The organism is Roseibium aquae (assembly GCF_008711285.1).
Lineage (GTDB): Bacteria > Pseudomonadota > Alphaproteobacteria > Rhizobiales > Stappiaceae > Roseibium > Roseibium aquae.
Map to the genome: position 1 here is coordinate 1 of NZ_VXDC01000024.1, position 17,259 is coordinate 17,259.

22 protein-coding genes and 5 pseudogenes are annotated in these 17,259 nt (G+C 63.2%); 13 read left to right on the forward strand and 14 right to left on the reverse strand.

What is annotated here, in order from left to right:
- The 4 genes and pseudogenes from F0184_RS20975 to F0184_RS20055 all read left to right on the forward strand — a co-directional run.
- Positions 1 to 292 (forward strand): annotated as a pseudogene (locus tag F0184_RS20975) (IS21 family transposase); the annotation flags it as partial.
- Between the two features lie 15 nt (positions 293 to 307).
- A complete protein-coding gene (locus tag F0184_RS20045) occupies positions 308 to 2,461 on the forward strand; it encodes a DUF3141 domain-containing protein (RefSeq protein WP_244299389.1) in 2,154 nt (717 codons plus the stop codon).
- A gap of 161 nt (positions 2,462 to 2,622) precedes the next feature.
- Positions 2,623 to 2,721, forward strand: a pseudogene (locus tag F0184_RS20730) (3-hydroxybutyrate dehydrogenase); the annotation flags it as partial.
- A 17-nt stretch (positions 2,722 to 2,738) separates the two neighbouring features.
- Positions 2,739 to 3,593, forward strand: a complete 855-nt coding sequence (locus F0184_RS20055; RefSeq protein ID WP_150497926.1) for a 3-hydroxybutyryl-CoA dehydrogenase — start codon at positions 2,739 to 2,741, stop codon at positions 3,591 to 3,593.
- Positions 3,594 to 4,181: 588 nt separating this feature from the next.
- Here F0184_RS20055 and F0184_RS20060 read toward each other — a convergent pair.
- Positions 4,182 to 5,078, reverse strand: a complete 897-nt coding sequence (locus F0184_RS20060; protein WP_150497927.1) for a LysR family transcriptional regulator — start codon at positions 5,076 to 5,078, stop codon at positions 4,182 to 4,184.
- 108 nt (positions 5,079 to 5,186) lie between these two features.
- On the opposite strand from F0184_RS20060, the gene cuyA reads away from it, so the two are divergent.
- The 5 genes from cuyA (at position 5,187) to F0184_RS20085 (ending at position 9,860) form a co-directional block, all read left to right on the forward strand.
- The gene (gene cuyA, locus F0184_RS20065; protein WP_150497928.1) at positions 5,187 to 6,197 is read left to right on the forward strand and encodes a D-cysteate sulfo-lyase; all 1,011 of its coding nucleotides are present in this window, start codon (positions 5,187 to 5,189) and stop codon (positions 6,195 to 6,197) included.
- Positions 6,163 to 7,227 (forward strand): TRAP transporter substrate-binding protein DctP, encoded by a 1,065-nt coding sequence (dctP, locus tag F0184_RS20070; protein ID WP_208998583.1) that lies wholly within the window; start codon positions 6,163 to 6,165, stop codon positions 7,225 to 7,227. Before cuyA ends, dctP begins: the two co-directional genes overlap by 35 nt.
- Positions 7,228 to 7,301: 74 nt before the next feature.
- Positions 7,302 to 7,826, forward strand: coding sequence for a TRAP transporter small permease (locus F0184_RS20075; RefSeq protein ID WP_150497929.1), 525 nt, complete (start codon positions 7,302 to 7,304; stop codon positions 7,824 to 7,826).
- A complete protein-coding gene (locus tag F0184_RS20080) occupies positions 7,813 to 9,114 on the forward strand; it encodes a TRAP transporter large permease (protein WP_150497930.1) in 1,302 nt (433 codons plus the stop codon). Before F0184_RS20075 ends, F0184_RS20080 begins: the two co-directional genes overlap by 14 nt.
- Entirely contained in the window at positions 9,114 to 9,860 is a 747-nt protein-coding gene (locus F0184_RS20085) for an alpha/beta fold hydrolase (protein ID WP_150497931.1), read from the forward strand. Before F0184_RS20080 ends, F0184_RS20085 begins: the two co-directional genes overlap by 1 nt.
- A gap of 104 nt (positions 9,861 to 9,964) precedes the next feature.
- Here F0184_RS20085 and F0184_RS20090 read toward each other — a convergent pair.
- The 9 genes and pseudogenes from F0184_RS20090 to F0184_RS20125 all read right to left on the reverse strand — a co-directional run.
- A pseudogene (locus tag F0184_RS20090) lies at positions 9,965 to 10,311 on the reverse strand (integrase core domain-containing protein); the annotation flags it as partial.
- 42 nt (positions 10,312 to 10,353) lie between these two features.
- A complete protein-coding gene (locus F0184_RS20095; RefSeq protein ID WP_244299386.1) occupies positions 10,354 to 10,956 on the reverse strand; it encodes a C1q-like domain-containing protein in 603 nt (200 codons plus the stop codon).
- A gap of 156 nt (positions 10,957 to 11,112) precedes the next feature.
- Positions 11,113 to 11,220, reverse strand: a pseudogene (locus F0184_RS21050) (DUF2793 domain-containing protein); the annotation flags it as partial.
- Between the two features lie 82 nt (positions 11,221 to 11,302).
- Positions 11,303 to 11,920: pseudogene (locus tag F0184_RS21160) on the reverse strand (DUF2163 domain-containing protein); the annotation flags it as partial.
- Positions 11,917 to 12,159, reverse strand: a complete 243-nt coding sequence (locus F0184_RS21165; protein ID WP_172972178.1) for a hypothetical protein — start codon at positions 12,157 to 12,159, stop codon at positions 11,917 to 11,919. The gene F0184_RS21165 and the pseudogene F0184_RS21160, both read right to left, overlap by 4 nt.
- Entirely contained in the window at positions 12,047 to 12,277 is a 231-nt protein-coding gene (locus tag F0184_RS20110; protein ID WP_150497934.1) for a hypothetical protein, read from the reverse strand. The genes F0184_RS21165 and F0184_RS20110 overlap by 113 nt, the downstream gene beginning before the upstream one ends.
- Positions 12,270 to 12,500, reverse strand: coding sequence for a hypothetical protein (locus tag F0184_RS20115; RefSeq protein WP_150497935.1), 231 nt, complete (start codon positions 12,498 to 12,500; stop codon positions 12,270 to 12,272). The genes F0184_RS20110 and F0184_RS20115 overlap by 8 nt, the downstream gene beginning before the upstream one ends.
- 4 nt (positions 12,501 to 12,504) lie before the next feature.
- The gene (locus tag F0184_RS20120) at positions 12,505 to 13,182 is read right to left on the reverse strand and encodes a lysozyme (RefSeq protein ID WP_150497936.1); all 678 of its coding nucleotides are present in this window, start codon (positions 13,180 to 13,182) and stop codon (positions 12,505 to 12,507) included.
- Between the two features lie 4 nt (positions 13,183 to 13,186).
- Entirely contained in the window at positions 13,187 to 14,320 is a 1,134-nt protein-coding gene (locus tag F0184_RS20125) for a hypothetical protein (protein WP_208998584.1), read from the reverse strand.
- A gap of 64 nt (positions 14,321 to 14,384) precedes the next feature.
- Between F0184_RS20125 and F0184_RS20130 the strand changes: the two genes are divergently transcribed.
- Positions 14,385 to 14,603 carry an AbrB/MazE/SpoVT family DNA-binding domain-containing protein gene (locus tag F0184_RS20130; RefSeq protein ID WP_007427722.1) on the forward strand — a complete coding sequence of 73 codons (219 nt, stop codon included), beginning with the start codon at positions 14,385 to 14,387 and terminating at the stop codon, positions 14,601 to 14,603.
- Entirely contained in the window at positions 14,603 to 14,983 is a 381-nt protein-coding gene (locus F0184_RS20135) for a type II toxin-antitoxin system VapC family toxin (protein WP_150497937.1), read from the forward strand. The genes F0184_RS20130 and F0184_RS20135 overlap by 1 nt, the downstream gene beginning before the upstream one ends.
- Here the strand turns inward: F0184_RS20135 and F0184_RS20140 are convergent.
- From F0184_RS20140 to F0184_RS20150, 3 genes are all read right to left on the reverse strand, one after another.
- On the reverse strand, positions 14,973 to 15,146 hold the full coding sequence (locus tag F0184_RS20140; RefSeq protein ID WP_208998585.1) for a DUF7697 family protein: 174 nt from the start codon (positions 15,144 to 15,146) through the stop codon (positions 14,973 to 14,975). The two genes, F0184_RS20135 and F0184_RS20140, sit on opposite strands and share 11 nt — an antisense overlap.
- Before the next feature lie 68 nt (positions 15,147 to 15,214).
- The gene (locus F0184_RS20145) at positions 15,215 to 15,652 is read right to left on the reverse strand and encodes a hypothetical protein (protein WP_150497939.1); all 438 of its coding nucleotides are present in this window, start codon (positions 15,650 to 15,652) and stop codon (positions 15,215 to 15,217) included.
- A gap of 2 nt (positions 15,653 to 15,654) precedes the next feature.
- Complete coding sequence (locus F0184_RS20150) at positions 15,655 to 16,218, reverse strand: phage tail tube protein (protein ID WP_208998588.1); 564 nt, start codon at positions 16,216 to 16,218, stop codon at positions 15,655 to 15,657.
- A 56-nt stretch (positions 16,219 to 16,274) separates the two neighbouring features.
- Between F0184_RS20150 and F0184_RS20155 the strand changes: the two genes are divergently transcribed.
- A complete protein-coding gene (locus F0184_RS20155) occupies positions 16,275 to 16,616 on the forward strand; it encodes a type II toxin-antitoxin system RelE/ParE family toxin (RefSeq protein ID WP_150497940.1) in 342 nt (113 codons plus the stop codon).
- Positions 16,613 to 16,903: a helix-turn-helix domain-containing protein gene (locus F0184_RS20160; RefSeq protein WP_150497941.1), complete on the forward strand. Its 291-nt coding sequence runs from the start codon at positions 16,613 to 16,615 to the stop codon at positions 16,901 to 16,903. The genes F0184_RS20155 and F0184_RS20160 overlap by 4 nt, the downstream gene beginning before the upstream one ends.
- A gap of 3 nt (positions 16,904 to 16,906) precedes the next feature.
- Here F0184_RS20160 and F0184_RS20165 read toward each other — a convergent pair.
- A partial coding sequence (locus F0184_RS20165) for a terminase gpA endonuclease subunit (RefSeq protein WP_172972179.1) occupies positions 16,907 to 17,259 on the reverse strand: 353 nt, incomplete at its 5' end.

Genomic DNA, 17,259 nt, shown 5'->3' on the forward strand with positions numbered 1-17,259 from the left:
CCTGGTCAGTCATTATCTCTTCGAAGCCGAGTTCTGTAATCCGGCTTCCGGATGGGAGAAGGGGCAGGTCGAGAAGAATGTACGGGATGCCCGGCACAGACTGTGGCAGCCGATGCCGCGCGTGGCCAGCCTCGAGGAATTGAACGACTGGCTGGAAAACCGCTGCAAAGATCTCTGGCAGACCATCCCACATGGAACGCAACCAGAGACGATCGCAGATATCTGGGCCGAAGAAGTCTCCAAGCTTATGCAGGTCGGCCGTCTCTTCGACGGCTTTGTCGAGTACCTGCGCGACGCCGGAGAGCGGATAGTACTGACGACGGACGCGCTCCGCCGCCGGGGCGACATCTTCATCGAGCACGAGGAAGCGGGCTGCCCGCCGGTCCTCGTCTACGACTACGAGCGGGTGATGGATGGGGCCGACCTTGCCTTCCCCGCAAATTACGAATTGCTGCGCATCCTGCCGCCCGCCGGCGTGACGATTGACGACGCCAAGCGCCCGTTCATGATCATTGATCCGCGCGCGGGTCACGGTCCGGGGATCGGCGGCTTCAAGTCCGACAGTCAGGTGGGGGTGGCGTTGAAGGCGGGCCACCCGGTCTACTTCGTTTCTTTCCGGCGGATGCCCGAGCCCGGGCAGTTTATTTCGCACGTCACCCGCGCCGAGGCGGCCTTTGTCCGAGAGGTGATGCGCCGTCATCCCGCGGCGCCTAAGCCCATCGTCACCGGCAACTGCCAGGGTGGCTGGGCGACGCTGTTGCTCGCCGCGACGAACCCCGACATCACTGGCCCGATCGTGATCAATGGCGCCCCGGTCGCGCCGTGGTCGGGCAAGGTTGGCGAGAACCCGATGCGTTACAACGCAGGCGTGTTCGGCGGCACATGGATCCCGATGATGATGGCCGACATGGGCGGCGGTCTCTTCGACGGCGCGCATCTGGTGCAGAACTTCGAACTCTTGAACCCCGCCCGCACGATGTTCCGCAAATACGTCGACCTGTACCGTGACGTGGACCATGGCGTGGACCGGTTCCTCGAGTTCGAGACCTGGTGGGGCGGGTTCTTCCTGCTGAACGAGCCCGAGATCCGCTGGATCGTCGAACAGCTTTTCGTCGGCAACCGACTGGTGAAGAACGAGGCACGGCTGGAACCGGGCCGCCCGGTGGACCTCAAGGCTATCCGATCGCCGATCATCGTCTTTGCCAGCCACGGCGATAACATTACGCCGCCGCAGCAGGCTCTGAACTGGATCACGGAGACCTATGCAGACGTCGACGAGGTCCGCATCCGCGGCCAGAGGATCGTCTACATGGTGCACGATCAGGTCGGTCACCTTGGCATTTTCGTGTCGGGATCGGTGGCCAAGCGCGAGCATTCCGAGATGACCTCGACGCTCGCCACGATCGAGGCGCTGGCACCGGGCCTTTACGAAATGGTGATCGAGGACATCCAGGGCGAAGGCCAATTGAAACGGTTCACCGTGAGCTTCGCGGAGCGGACCTTCGACGATATCCGGTCGCTAGACGACGACTTTCCCGACGAGCGTCCCTTCGCGGCCGTGGCCCGGGCCTCCGAAGTGCAGGCGCAGCTATACGACGCGCTGGTCCGCCCTGCGGTAAAGGCGATGGTGACGCCGACGTTCGCCGAGGCAAGCCGCGCGCTGCATCCTCATCGCACCAGCCGGGCGATCATGTGCTCGAAAAACCCGCTGATGTCGCAGGTGCCCGCGATGGCAGAGAAGGTTCGCGCCGACCGCCATCCTGCCGGCGGCAACAACCCCTTTACGCAGATAGAGACGCTCTGGGTCGAGGGGATGACCCAGGCCATCGACCTCTGGCGTGACCAGCGCGACATGATGGTCGAACTCGCTTTCTACACGATGTGGGCCACCCCTTGGGGCCGGGCCTTCGGCCATAGCCACGAGTTGCGCCGCACCCTGAAGCAACAGGACGAACTGCGCGCCCTGCCCGAAGTTCAGGCCGCGCTGGCAGGGATAGACGAGGGCGGCTTCGTCGAGGCGGTGATCCGGATGCTTGTACTGATGGCCGAAAATCGCAAAGGCGTGCGCCGCGACCGGCTTGAACGGTCGAGCCGCGTGCTAGACGAGGACGAGCCTTTCGCGTCGCTCGGGACCGAGCGTCGCGCGGCGATCATCTCGCGCCAGACGCTGATCGCGAGCTACGAGCCCGAACGCGCGATCGAGACGCTGCCGCTGCTGCTGAAAACCACCGAGGAGCGCAACCTCGCGATTCGCATCGCCTTCTACGTTCCGGGCGACGTTGACGAGATGGCGGAAGGGACGCTGGCTCTTCTGCATCGCTTTTGCGACATATTGGGTGTACCGCGCCGGGACGCCACGGTGAGCGAGGATCCGCTGCGCACGGCCGCCATTACGGCGCCAGCACCCCGGACACGGTCATCGGCCAAGTCCGGGTCTCCCGCACCGGAGGCTGCGGAATGAAGATCGAGAACCGCCCACTGACGGAACTGAAGGTCAGCTACACGGTCGAAATGGGGCCGCTCGTACCCGCCGATGACCTCTATGTCTTCGCCTCCGCCTCGGGGAACCACAACCCGATACATCTTACAAATCAGCACCACGACGGTAAAAGCCTCGCGAACGATCCTGTGGCGGCGCTGATTGCCTACCTATGTTCGGACACCGCCGCGCAGATCACCGGCTCGCCGCTGCCCATCGACGGCGGCTGGACCGCGCACTGACCCTAGGGGAGAACAACATGAAGATCGAGACCGTTGGCGTGATCGGCGCCGGAACCATGGGCAACGGCATCGCGCAGGTATTTGCCGCGGCGGGGTTTCCCGTAGTAATGCAGGACCTGAGCCAGGAGGCGCTCGATCGAGCCCGGGCGACGATGCAGGGCAGCCTTGCCCGCCAGGTGAAGAAGGGAGTTCTGACCGAAGCAGAGGCGGACTCCGCGCTGGCGCGGATCACGCAGGCGACGACGCTCGATCCGATGGCGGACTGCGACCTCGTGGTCGAGGCGATCGTTGAGCGTTTGGAGGTCAAGACCGGCGTGATCGGCCAGCTCGACGCGATCTGCCGCAAGGACACGGTGCTGGCCTCGAACACCTCATCGATCTCGCTGACCCAGCTTGCCGCCGCCTCGACCCATCCCGGCCGGGTGATCGGGATGCACTTCTTCAACCCGGTCCCGGTCATGCAACTGGTCGAGATCATCCGCGCGCTCCAGACGACTGACGAGGTCGCCGCCGCCGTCACCGAGGCCACCCTGGCCATCGGCAAGACGCCGCGTGTGTCGAAAGACAGCTATGGCTTCATCGTAAACCGCCTGCTCGCACCACTGATCAACGAGGCTATCAACTGTGTCTACGAAGGGCTGGCGACGCCCGAGGACATCGACAGCATGATGAAACTGGGGGCGAACCATCCGATGGGACCGCTGGCGCTTGGCGATCTCATTGGGCTCGACGTGGTGCTTAACATCATGGAAACGCTCTATTCCGGGTTCGACGACCCGAAATATCGACCCAGCCCGCTGCTCAAGCAGATGGTCCACGCCGGCTATCTGGGCCGCAAAAGCGGCCGCGGCTTTGCACACTACGCGACGTGACGTTGCTGCGAAGGCAAGCTCGGCGCCCGCCTCGAACCCGGCGTCGGGCATGCGCATGATCACCACCGGCGTCATGCTGGCGCTGCTGGCGGGTATCGCAATCGAGCTCAAGATCTCCGGGAGCAGCCCATAGCGGCGGCCGATCCCATCCTCTAGCCGCTTTGACGTGTCTGGTGCAAGCCATCATGTTGGCCGGTTCCGGCGCCGGGGTCTTCTGGATTACCAGGAGCAACACCAAACCCACGGAGCCGTCGCCTGAAAACGAAAGTGCGAAAGATATTTGACACTACCGATGGCCTTCTCGAAGCTCAAGGCTCTTCTGAGAAAAGCGGCAGCCAGAACCGTCGACAACCTCTCGACCGTCGTAGCCGACTCCCTTGCAGCGTTCGGAAGCACCTTGCGACGTTTCTCAACGCCTACAACTTCGCAAAACGAATGAAAGCGCTTAGAGGCCTCACCGTGTTTGAGTTCGTCATGCAAAAGTGGATTTCAGAGTCGGAAAGATTCAAACTTCATCCAGACCATCTTATCCCGGGACCAAACACGTCATGTTGACCGCCAATTTTAGCCTACTCCAGTGTGCGTCTTTCAAGATCGAATGGTTCCCACAATCCGTTCCCACACATTGTTGACAATCGGTGTCGTTGGATTGCTAAGCCGGGCGGCAATCAATGTCATCGGGACCGCGGGAAGGGTTGCTCTTAGGTCAACCAACCGCCCGTCCCTGATCTCATCCCTGGCAAGGGGTTCGGGAACCCATGCTACTGCAAAGCCCGTGCGCGCGAATTCGAGAGCTGCAAGTGTCAGCGCGGTTTCAAGCCGAGGACGCACCCGACCAACACGGACAAGCCGAGGAAAGATGAACTGTCTTTGAACCTGCCCCAGAAACACATCTGCTGGGTAAGCGATTACAGGCAACTCCCCATGGCTGTAGGCGTCATTTAAAAGCGCCAGCTTGTCGCCCGCAAAAACCGGGATCAAGGTTTCCCGCCCCATCGTTGTAATTTCCAGAAAATCTGAACCGGGGATTTCTTCGGCCCCAATCACATCATGAATAAAGGCAATGTCGGCACGTCGCGTCATGATTTGCGCGAGACAATCATCGCGGTTGGCAGAGCGCAGACGCGTATCAATATCCAAATCGGCGAAGCGGCCCATGATCTCTGGGGTCGATGTGGCCGCAATCGCGTGTTGCGAGGCAATGACAATGCGCCGCCGCCGGGTGCCGTCCTTGTCCTGCAACGCCGCAGTCAGATCCCGCAAACCGGCAGACAGTTCGCGCATGCGGTCAAGCTGGTCCTGAATATGCGGCGATAGATGCGCGGGGCGGGTGCTGCGGTCAAACAACGTGACCCCCAAAGTCAGTTCTATCTGGCGTATTCGGCGCGAAAAGGCAGGCTGTGAAACGTTGCGCTTTTCACAGGCCGTCTGGAAAGACCCATGCTCGGCCACAGCCAGAATATCCTCTATCCACTCCAAGCGCATTTTCGTTCTCTATATGCATCATATGCATGTTTAAGTCCGGTATTGGCATTTGAACAAGGGTAAATTCCGTGTTCCACATATTAATGTGAACAGGACAGGACGAAAACAATGCATCTTGCACGCTTTCCACGGTATCGGCTCGGTCATTTCCCGACCCCTCTCGAACGCTTGGACCGCTTGAGCGCCGAACTGGGCGGGCCGGAAATCTGGATCAAGCGCGATGATTGCACCGGACTGGCCTCTGGCGGTAACAAGACCCGCAAGCTGGAATTTCTGGTCGCCGACGCGCTCGCCCAACGGGCTGATACGCTGGTAACGCAAGGGGCCACGCAATCCAACCATGTGCGCCAGACCGCCGCTGCTGCCTGCCGCACGGGACTGGCCTGCCATGCACTTCTGGAGCGGCGCGTGACCAACCAGGGTGCGGACTACGAGGATGCGGGCAATGTGCTGCTGGACGTTATGATGGATTGCAGCTTCGATTTCCGCCCCGAAGGTCTGGACATGAATGCCGAAGCAGAAGCGCTGGCCGATACGCTGCGCAAACAGGGCCGCAAGCCCTATGTGATCCCTGGTGGCGGGTCGAACCCCGTGGGTGCCTTGGGCTATGCCGCCTGCGCCGAGGAACTGATCGCCCAAGCCGATGCCGCCGATTTGCGTATTGACCATATCGTGCACGCCACCGGCAGCGCGGGCACGCAAGCCGGGCTTCTGGCCGGGTTGTTCGCGATGAATGCCCCAATTCCCGTAACTGGCTATTCGGTGCGCGCGCCGCGGGAAAAGCAGATCGACAACGTGTACAATCTGGCGCAGCGAACGGCAGACCTGCTAGGCGCGCGGGGTGATCTGCCGCGCGAGATGGTCGTGGCCCATGATGATCAAGTCGGCCCCGGCTACGGCCAACCGACCGAAGCCATGGTCGATGCCATGCTTTTGCTGGCCCGTCTGGAAGGCATACTTCTGGACCCGGTTTATTCCGGCAAGGGCTTTGCCGGGCTGGTCGCCATGGTCCGCGCGGGCACTTTCAAGAAATCCGACCGCGTGGTGTTCCTACATACCGGGGGCTCTGCGGCGCTGTTTGCCTATGGCCATTTGTTCAATACCCAGAAGGCCGCCTGAGTGGCCCACCAAACCCCAAAAAGTTCAACAATGGAGATCAAACATGACGCAGTTCCCCAAATTAGTTGCCCTACTATCGCTGGGCGGCGCCGTTCTGGCCGGTGCCGCGCAAGCCGAAACGATCCGCTTGTCCACCTATGTCAATGAAACCGATATCCGCTATCAGGGATTCCTGAAATTTGCCGAACTGGTGGCTGAGAAGTCCGAGGGCCGCCTGACCGTCGAGATTTTCCCGTCCTCGACCTTGCATGGCTGGTCCGATGGTGTGGATGCCATTCAAGGTGGCGTGGCGGATATTTCATGGATCTCCGCTGACACCCGGCTACCTTGCTACCGCGTGACCTCGCTTTACCCAGCGGCAATTGACCTGACCGACCAGATCGGACTGGATTCCGCCTATGCCGAGTTGATTGCGCCCGAGGCCGCGAATGTGGGGCTGATACCGGTCATCAATTCGAACTATTCCTACGATCAGGAATGGTGGTTTCAGGGGCCGATCGACAGCCTGAGCAATCTGGACGGCAAGCTTGTGCGCTCTATTGGGCCGCTGGTCAGCATGATGATAGAAACCTGGGGCGGCCAGCCTGTGTTCATTGCGCCGGGCGAGGTGTTTCAATCAGCCGAGCGCGGCGTAGTCAATGGCATCAATATGGGTGTTGCAACCTATTCTTCGTGGCAACTATGGAATGTCATGCCTTATATGGTCAATGCCAACCTGTTCTATGGCAACATCCAGTACATGATGAATCTTGACCGCTTCAATAGCCTGTCCGAAGCCGATCAGGCCGCGCTGCTGGAAGCGGGCAAGGAGTCGGAGATCTGGTTGCAACCCCGCTACGAGGACTGGATCGACGGGCAAGTCGGCAATGCGGTGATGAAGGGCGGCGGCGCAGCCGTGTCGATTTCTGCAGAAAAGCGCAACACAATGATCGCGGATATTGCCGAGAAATGGACTCCTGAAGTGGATGGCGCTTGCGGGCCAGAGATGGCAGGGCAGATTCGCGACCTGTTCGCCGCGCATCAGAAATAACCGAAAGACGGGCTTGATGCCTGAACGGGGTGTCAGGCCCATTGCGCCCAGTCAGCCCAGCACAAGAGGATCAAATGCCCAACATGATCGACAGGGCTACGAAAGCCGTGGAATGGGTGGTTGTCGCGCTGGCCGTGCTTGGCTCCGCGATTATCGTGATCCAGATGGTCTGGATCAGCTATGGTGTGTTCATGCGCTATGTCATCGGGCAGCCTGATCGCATGGTGACAGAGGCTACGGCGCTGCTGCTGTTCCCGGTGGCTCTGGTCGGGCTGGCCTATGCAATGCGGGAAAACTCTTATCCGCGCGTCACGCTGCTGACCGACATGTTCAGCCCCGCCGCGCAGAAGTTTGTCGCGCTCATGAATGGCGCGATCATGGCGCTGATCGGGGTGTTCTTTTCCATCACCACCATCAACGCGACGATCCGCGCGTTCAATTCCGGGTCGTCGTCGGAAATCCTAAGTTGGCCGCGTTACCTGTTCTGGGGCATCGCGGCCTTTGCCCTGACTGTGTTCACTTTTTACGCCATATTGAGGCTGGTGCAGATCGCCCTGCGCCCCGCCCGGCCAAAGGACGCGCCCGATGGAATGGTATGAAGTCGCGCTTGGCCTGCTGGGCCTGTTGATTGTCCTGATCGGACTTGGCCTGCCCATCCCGTTTGCACTCGCGGCGGCATCCTTGCCGTTTTTGTGGCAAATTCAGACCTTCAACACATCGCTCGTGTCCGCACAATTGAAGCTTTGGGGCGTGTGGATCAATTACATCCTACTCGCGGTGCCGCTATTCGTATTCTTAGGTGAATTGATAAGCCGATCCAATATAGGGGCCAACCTCTACATGTTCCTGCATCGTGGCGTGCCGATCCGAGGTTCTGCGGCCTATGGGTCCATCGGTGCCTGTGCAGGCTTTGGCGCGGTGTCGGGGTCGTCCATGGTCGGATCGCTGACGATTGGCGGCGTGGCGCTGCCGGAAATGCTGCGTCTAGGCTATGACCGGCGCTTGGCCAGTGGGGTTTTGGCCGCTGGCGGCACGCTGAGCGTGCTGTTACCGCCAAGCTTGATCCTGCTGTTCTATGGCATCGTCACTGACCAATCCATCGGGCAACTCTTCATGGCAGGCATCATTCCAGGGCTTTTGCTGGCCAGTTTCTTCGTGATCGTGGTGCTGATCTGGGCGCGGCTGCACCCGGCCCATGTCCCTGACCGAGATACGGGCCCGCGCCTTGCACTGATCCAGATTGCCGTGTCTCTGGGGCCAATCATCGTCATCGGCGGGGTGATTACGGTATCCATTTATGGCGGCATCGCCACCCCGACCGAAGCCGCTGCCATTGCAGCGCTGGTAACGGTCGCACTGGCGGTGGGCGTGGGCGGGCTACGCTGGAAAGGCTTTGGCGAGGCGCTTATGGCAACCATGCGCACCATGGGCTATCTCGGCCTTCTTTTGTCGGCGGGCGTTCTGTTCGGCTTCGTGTTGAACTATTACCGCGTGCCCCAGCAGGTGACAGAATTGTTCCTCGCGTTCGAGTTGTCACCCTATATGGTGCTGGCATTGGTTATATTGTTCTACATCGCGCTCGGTATGTTTCTTGAGCCCGTCTCGATGACTTTCATCACCCTGCCCGTGATCATCCCCCTAATTCTGGCTGCGGGCTTCGACCTGATCTGGTTCGGGATCGTTTACACCATCACAATGGAAATCGCGGTTCTTACACCACCCGTAGGCCTAAACCTATACGTCATATCTGGCATTAGCAGGGGCAAGGTTTCAGTGCCCGATGTGATTGTGGGCAGCTTGCCCTTTATCGTTGCGCTAGTGGTTTTGGTAGGCGTGATGATCGCCTTTCCGCAAGCCGCGCTCTGGTTGCCGGAACAGGTGCGCTGATGGACCTGCCATACCGCCGCGCGGGGTGCGGCAAACCTCTGGTTCTGGTGCATGGCTATCTGGGTGGAAGCGCGCAATGGGAAGCGCAAATGAGCGCGCTTTCTGGAACGCATGACGTGATCGCGCCAGACCTGCCCGGCTTTGGACAAGCAGCGTATATGGCGGGACCAAGTTGCATTGCTGATTTTGCCGCGGCCGTAATGGGGTGCCTTGACCGGCTCGGCGTGGACAGCTTCACCCTCTTGGGCCACAGCATGGGCGGAATGATCGTCCAAGAGATCGCCGCCCGCCACCCGGGTCGGCTTGAAGCACTGGTGCTTTACGGCACCGGGCCGCTGGGGTTGATGCCTGACCGGTTCGAGCCGGTCGAAACCTCTCTCGCGCGGCTCGATGCAGATGGCGTGCAGGCCTCTGCCGACCGGATCAGCGCGATGTGGTTCCGTAATGGCACTTCCGCGCAAGGCTACGTTCCGATCCGAGATGTCGCCCGGCTGGCTAACCCCGATGCCGCCCGCAATGCTCTGATCGCAATGCGCGATTGGGATGGGCGCCCGGCTCTGCAAAACTTTTCAATGCCTTGCCGCATCATTTGGGGCGATCAGGACAGGTCCTATCGTTGGCCGCAGCCTGAGTCACTCTGGCGCGGCATCGCCGGGGCCGAGCTTTGCGTCATCCCTGCAGCAAGCCATGCGGTGCACATAGAAAAGCCTGACCTGTTCAACGCCGTGCTGCGGGATTTTCTTTAGAAATTCCCCACTCTTTTTCGGCGGCCCTTTTCGCGAAGCCCAAAGTCCACGTCGCGAGCACGTACGGTAATCATCCCATTTCTCGTCGGGTCGATAACTGGACTTCAGGCCGCTGTTTTCAGTTTCATTGTGGGCGTAATGCCGCCGATGGCCATGTTGGGCCGCTCATTGTTATATGTCCATAGCCAGCGTGTGGCGCGGTCCTGTGCCTCCTCTATCGTTCCAATATGTATTGTCCGAGCCATTCGTGGCGGACGGTTCGGTTGTAGCGTTCGACATAGGCATTCTGCTGCGGTTTGCCGGGCTGGATATACTCCAGGCCGATCCCTCGTCTTGAAGCCCATATTTGCAGGGCTGCACTGACATTTTCCGGGCCATTGCCCACCCGGATGTTCAACGGCTGTTCGCGCCATTCGATGATCCGTTCCAGGGTGCGGATAACCCGAAGGGCTGAGCGTCCATTCAGCCTTGGCGATGACCCGCCTTCCGCCGCTCAGCCGACCTTGCAGCCCCAGAAGGACGTGTGGTCCGCCGCGAAATAGCCGTCCGCGACCCGGAAGTTGCCCTGCAGCTCGACGGTATCGCCCGCGGTGAGCGAGATCATCGTCTGCAACCACAGCGCCGTCGCCTCGGAGACATGCGCGCCGCTGATCTCGCCGAACGAGCCGCGGATCTCGGTCGTGCCGTTCAGCACGAGCCGCCCGCTCATCCGGGCGGACGTGCTGGCTTTGACTTTGTACATGAGCGTCGCGCCGAAAAGGTAGGTGCCGTCCACCGGGGCCACGAAGCGGTTTTTCGGGGCGTCGAAGGCGCTCTGATCGTTATAGTCGGTGTTGTTGATGGCGATCTTCGTCCAGGTCCCGACGCCGACGTAGTTGTCGTAGTTGGTGTACGCCTTGAACCGCGGCAGCCGGGGCTGATCGACGATGCCGTTCGCGTTGTCGACGCTCAGCCCGTCGAAGAAGGTGCTGCCGTCGGCCGAGACCGCGAGGCGGAAGCGGTCGGAGCCGAAGAGCCCCACCAGCGCCTTGGTCACGAAGCCGGTCTGCAGGGTCAGCCCGAGATCGTCTCCGGCGGCCTCCTTGTTCAGCTGCAAGAACAGATCGCCGGTGCCACCCTCGGCGACGGTCTTCGCCGTCCAGAGTGCCGCGTTCAGCTTGGCTGAGAACGGGTTCGACGCGTCCGCCGTCGTCCCCAGCCCCAGCAGCGAGAGGTTCTGCAGCGCGACCGGCGTCGTCCCGACCCAGCCTACGCCGTCGTAGACCAGCAGCAGGTCCTCGTCCTCGACCCATGCCCGCCAGCCGGTCCGCGGCGGCAGGCGCAGCCAGGCGCCGTCGGTCCAGAGCGCGACGTTCAGGTCCCACCCCGCCCAGGGTCAGCACGGCGATGCCATCCGTGACGTCATGGCCCAAAACCTCGGTGCGCCGCCCCGCATTCGCGCCGCTCGTCCAGTCCAGCGTGCCGAAGGTGAACCAGCCTGAGGTGAAGCCGCTAAGCCCGGAGGCGGTGAAGGCGCGATCCCGCAGCAGATCGATCACCGCACCCGCGCCTTTGTAGGCCGGGTCCTCAAGATCGACGCCGCAGCGCGCATCCCCCAACGCGGCATCGCAGGTCGCCTGGAAGGTCCGCCCGATCGTCTGGCCCAGCACATGGGCGAGCGAGCGGACCTCGGCGACGAACGCCAGCCGCCCGCGCCGGATCTGGCCGATGGCGCCGCGCCGCATCAGAACCCGCTGACCCGTGTCGGCCCAGTTCACCCGCCAGACCTCGACTTGCGCCGCGTCCCAGCGGCCGTCGAGGATGTCGGTCTCGGTGATCCGGTCGGAGGTCAGCACGCCTTCCGCGTCCTGCGCATCGACGGACAGGTCCGAACCCGAGCGCACCTCGGACGCCGTCAGCCCGCTCTCGGGCTCGAAATCCGTGCCGTCGAAGTTGAGCGTCCGGTCGTGGTCGGTAAAGCCGAAGGTGACGCCGTCGGCGCGGGTGATCCGCCACACCCAAGCAAGCGTCGTCGTGCCCTCGTCGAGATGGGCCTGCAGGGCGGTCGAGAGGGATTTCATCGGCAGGTTCCCGTCATGCGGTCGTCAAGATCGGCTATCCAGTCCGCCCAGTCTGGCGGAACCTCCGCGACGGTCTCGGCATCCGGCCGCGCCAGCCGCGCCTCGGCATAGGAGGCACAGCCCGCATCACCAGCGCCCATCGTTGCGGCGCAGCCGGTCAGCAGGATCGCCAGCGCGGCGGCCGTCACGAACCGCATCCCGCCCGCGCTCGACGCGCTTGCTCTTGTCTTCCATGGCATCGCGTTCCGCCTCCCGTTTGCCTTTGTGCTTCCCATCGACGCGGCCCCAGAGCAGGCCGAGGACGACGCCCCCGACTGCGCCCAAAGCCGCGACCAGCCAGATCAGAAGGTCAGTCATCGCCGCGAAACCCGCGCTCGATCCGGTCGCGAAGGCCGATCAGGCCCAGACCGAGGAACATCAGCCCTGCGGGCGAGGCATCGCCCGATCCGGCGAGCAGCGCGATGAGCCGGGACAGTTCCCCGAGCGGCCCGGTTGCAGGCAGCGCGAGCGAACCGATGCCGGTGAGCATGGCGAGCAGACCCGCCCACCAGGTGAGCGAGTTGGGACGAACGTAGCGCATGGGATCAGGACCTCCGGAACAGAGTGGAGAAAAAGGCGGCCAGCCCGGCGAGCCAGCCGGTGGGCGCGTCGGGTTCAGGATCGCGGACCGGCGGCCGCGGTGTCGGCGACGGCCCGCGAGCCAAGGCCAGCGCCTCGTCCTCGGTCAGTTGACGGATCGGCCGGGAGAAGTCCACGCGGCCGTTGCGATCCACGGACCAGACTGGGATCGTGCCGCCGGGATAGCAACCATGGCGGAACAGATCGCGCTCGGCTTGCCGGCGGGGAATGATCGCCGCCGGGCGTCGCCAGTTCAGAAACGCGTCGGCGGCTGCAACGCGATTTCCGGCATTGAGGTGCCGGGTCAGCGTGGCCTTGGCGATGCCGCCGGTGTTGTAGTGGAAGCTGACCAGCGCATCGAACTCGTGCGGCGCCAGCGGCACCTTCACGGCGCGCAGGACGGCGGCCTCATAGGCAACCAGATCGTCCCGGAAAACCCGGAACGCCTCGCGGATCCCGGCGTCGAGATCGGCGGGCATGCCGCGCGGCATGGCAGCGGGATCCGGCGGCCCGGCCGCAGCCGTGTGGCCGATGCCGAAGGTCCAGACCTGTTTCAAATCCGTGTAGGGTCCGGGCACGATGCCTTCATGCCGGACAAGGGCCAGCAGGCCCCTATCAGACGTCTTCCGGGCGGTTGTTTGCATCAGATCACCGAAGCAGCGAGAGGAAAAGGATCAGAAGGGCAACGGCAACACCGACGCGCAGCCGGTGCGCAAACGCGGCAGAAGGGTCGCCGAAGCCGCCCGCGCCTGAGACGAGCCGGGTGAACTGGTAGACAAGCTCGCCCGCGCCGACGATCAGCGCGCCGATACCGGTGCGGATCAGCGCGCCGCGCAGAAGGACGAGCGCCGTGGCGAGACCGCGGACCGACAGCGCCGCAGCGGCCATGCCAGCCACCCAGCGGCCCGCCAGGAAGGCCGCAAAGGCCCCGGCGTACGTCGTAAGGCGGCCGATGTTGTCGAAGAGACCACTGATCGCGATGCCGAGCGGGCCGGTGCGGCTCGCGACCGCCGCCATGGCATCCGCGACGGCTTCCAGCGCAGGCGCCGCAGCGACGGCCAGCTGGTTCGAGAGCCCGCGCCAGATCAGCCCGAGCCGGGAGATGGCGTCGTTCGTCCGCTCGATCTGGTCGGCTTGCCTAGCCGAGACCACGACACCGAACGCCAGCACATCCGCCGTCGCCTGGCGCAGCGTCGCGGTGTCGATCCGCGACATGGCGATGGAGCCTTCCTCGCCGAAAAGCTGGCCCGCGACGGCCGCGCGTTCGGCGGCAGGCACGAAGTTCTCGACGGCGGCGTTGATCGCACCCACGCGCTGGTCCAGCGGCAGCGCGATCAGGTCGGTGACCGAAAGCCCCAGCCGGTCCAGTGCATCGGCGGCGGGGCCGGTCCCGGCGGCCGCCTGGCTGAGACGGCGCGTCAGATCCTTGGTGGCCTGCTCGATGCCGGACATCGAGACGCCCGCCAGTTCGCCCGCGCGCTCAAGCGTCTGGATCGAGGCGACCGTGGTGCCGAGCGACTGCGCGAGCTTGGCCTGCGCGTCGACCGTCTGCAGGCCTGAGCGGACCATGGCGACGCCCGCCGCGGTGGCGGCTGCGACCGCTGCCGCTGCCGCGACGCGCAACCGGCGCGAGAAGGCCGCGAGCCGGGCATTGACCGCCTCCATCTCGCGGCTCAGTCGTCCGAAGCCGCGCGATCCGGCTTCGCCTGCACCTTCCAACTCGGCGCGCACCTGCCGTCCGCCCACAGCCGCGAGGCGAACGCTAACTCGTTTCTCGGCCATCGGTCAGAGCCCTTGCTTTCGCCGCATGGGCGTCTTACGTTTATGCCATCGATCAAGTGAAGGTATGACCATGGCCGAGACCGCGACCCTGTCCTCGAAGTTCCAGATCTCGATTCCCAAGGCGATCCGCGCGGCGCAGCACTGGGAAGCCGGGCTGACCTTTGCCTTCATCCCGAAAGGCACGGGCGTCCTGCTGGTCCCGGTGCCCAAACGGGAGGCGCTGAAGGGGCTCGCGCGCGGCGCGTCCGCCACCGATTATCGCGACCGGACGGATCGGTTCTGATGATCCTCGTCGATACGTCGGCGTGGATCGAATGGCTCATCGGCTCGCCGACCGGCGAGACGCTGTCCGAACATCTGCCCGAACAGGCCGAGTGGCTGGTCCCGACCATGGTCCAACTCGAGCTGGCGAAATGGCTGACGCGCGAGGTCGGCGAGGACAAGGCGGATCAGGTCATCGCCTTCACGCAGGTTTGCCATGTGGTGCCGCTCGACACCGAGATCGCGCTGGCGGCGGCGGAGTCGTGCCGGGAGCACAAGCTCGCGACTGCCGACGCGATCATCTTCGCAACCGCCCGCGCACAGGGCGCGACGCTCCTGACCTGCGACGCGCATTTCGAGGGGCTGCCCGGCGTCTCGCTGATCGAGAAGATCAAGACCTGACACCGGAGCCACCATTCGCGGCCAGTTCCTCGTTCAGCTTCCGCACCATCACCGCTTCGATGACGGGCAACAGTTCAGCCGCAGCGGCGGGCGGCACGCCGAGGGCGTCACCGAGCGCCAGCGCCGTCGACATGTCCCAGCCGATCACCGCGCCAGGCAGCACGCGTAGTTGCCCACCGAGACGGCCGACCAGGTCCCAGACCTGCCAGCCCTCCAGCGCTTCCGGGCGGTTCAGCCGCGCCGGGCAGTCTTCGCACGTTTGCGCGCAGGCTTCGCAGTATCGCTCGCCCCCGCCGAAGGACCATTCGGCGAGGGCGCGGAGGCGTTTTTTTCCTGCTCCAGCAGCAAGCCCTTTGACACGTAGGTCAGTTGGAAGGCTTCGAAGATCGGCCAGATGTCGAGCAGCGCCTCGATGGCCTCGGGGCCCGGGTCGATGGGGTTGCCATCCGCGTCGCCGATGCCGTCCCAGGCGAGCAGAGCCCGCCGCGCCAGCGCCTTGGCGAAGGCGACCGCGCGATCTTCTTCGGAAGCCTCTTCTGGAACTGCTTCGACAGCCGGATCGCTTCGGGTCGCCACCATCAGCGCAGTGGTCAGCGGGCGCAACTGCACCCGGACGCCGGGGGCAAGGTCATGCCAGCGCGGGGCATTGGTCAGGTCGAGCGTTAGCATTCTCAGTACACCTCGATGTCGTTGATCAGGGTGGCGGTGCACATCCGGCCGACGACGCTGTCGCGCGCCGCCTGCCAGTCGAAGGTGGCCTGCACGCCCTGCGGCCCGGAGATCTCGATGCGCGGGCGCGGCAGGTAGACGGCGTGCACGGTCAGGCGCAAGCTCTCGCCCGAGGGCAGGACGTAGGCGAATTCCATCTCGCAGGGATCGCCATTGATCGCTTGGCTTACCAGCGTCTGGTCGGCGAAGCGCACCTCGATCCGGCCGGTGAGCGCGGCGATGGACGGGTCAGCGCCGTCGATGCGCCCGTCCGAGCGGATGGTCTCGATCCGGTCGAGGTTGTTGGCGTAGGTGATGTCGGCCGAGACCACGTTGCCGAAGCGTGGCAGGCGCGACTGGTCGACGATGCCGGTGGCGTTGTCGACGCTCAGCCCGTCGAAGAAGGTGCTGCCGTCGCCCGAGACCGCGAGGCGGAAGCGGTCGGAGCCGAAGACCCGCGCCACGCCGGAGGATCGCTGCGCGGTAAGTGCCTCCCGGCGGGCACGGAGGTCGGTGGGATCAGACATAACCACCCTCTTCAGTGCGCCATTGACTTATACGTCATCGACGCATAAATAAGGTCATGACCATCGTGACTGTCGCTGAGACACCAGAGTTCCAACGCCGTGCACGCGCCATCATGAGCGACGACGAGCGCATGGCTTTGATTGATTTCATCGCCCGCAATCCAACAGCAGGCATCTCGCTTGGCGGTGGCATCCGGAAAGTGCGCTTTGCACGCGTTGGCAGCGGCAAAAGCGGTGGCTACCGTGTCATCCATTTTTACGGCGGTAAGGATGACATGCCGATTTTTCTGATCACGGTTTTTGCCAAGAACGAAAAGGCAAATCTGACCAAGGCGGAGACGGAAACTGTCAAGTCCCTCGGCAAACTGCTGGCCGACAGCTATAGGAGCGCAAGATGAGCGATGCATTCAAAAGTATCGAACAGGGCCTCAAGGAGGCCATTGCACATGCCCGCGGAGGCGAAGCGGTCACGATCCACGAAATCGACATCCCGGACGCGGACGTTCAAGCGATCCGCGCCCGTACCGGCCTTTCGCAGGCCGAATTTGCCAGGAGCATTGGCGTGAAGAAGGCCACACTTCTGAACTGGGAACAACGGCGGCGCGCGCCAGACGGCCCCGCTCGGGTCCTGCTTGCACTGATCGACAAGGACCCGAGCATCGTTCAACGCACCCTGGCAGGCTGAAGCTCATCCCATATAGCGCGACCGCACCATCCGGCGGCCGCTACACTGGCGCCGCCCTGGTTTTGCACCGCGCTCTTCTTCAGGTCCCGCAAAGCCAACCGCTAATTGAGTTTCCAGATCGGCCCACCGCGCTTCGGGCCAGCGATCCGCGCCGAGGATCCACGCGGCCGCGCGGGCATAGACCCGGCAATCCAGCGCCTCGTTCCGCTCGCGGAGCTTCTGCCATTCGAGCCGCGTGAAGCCACGCTTGCCCTTCACCGTCACCAGTTGTTCGGCCGTCAGCTGTTTCAGCCATTCGCTGTCACTCCATGAAGGCAGGTGCACTGTTCCCGCCGGGAACGAGGCACCGGCGGTGA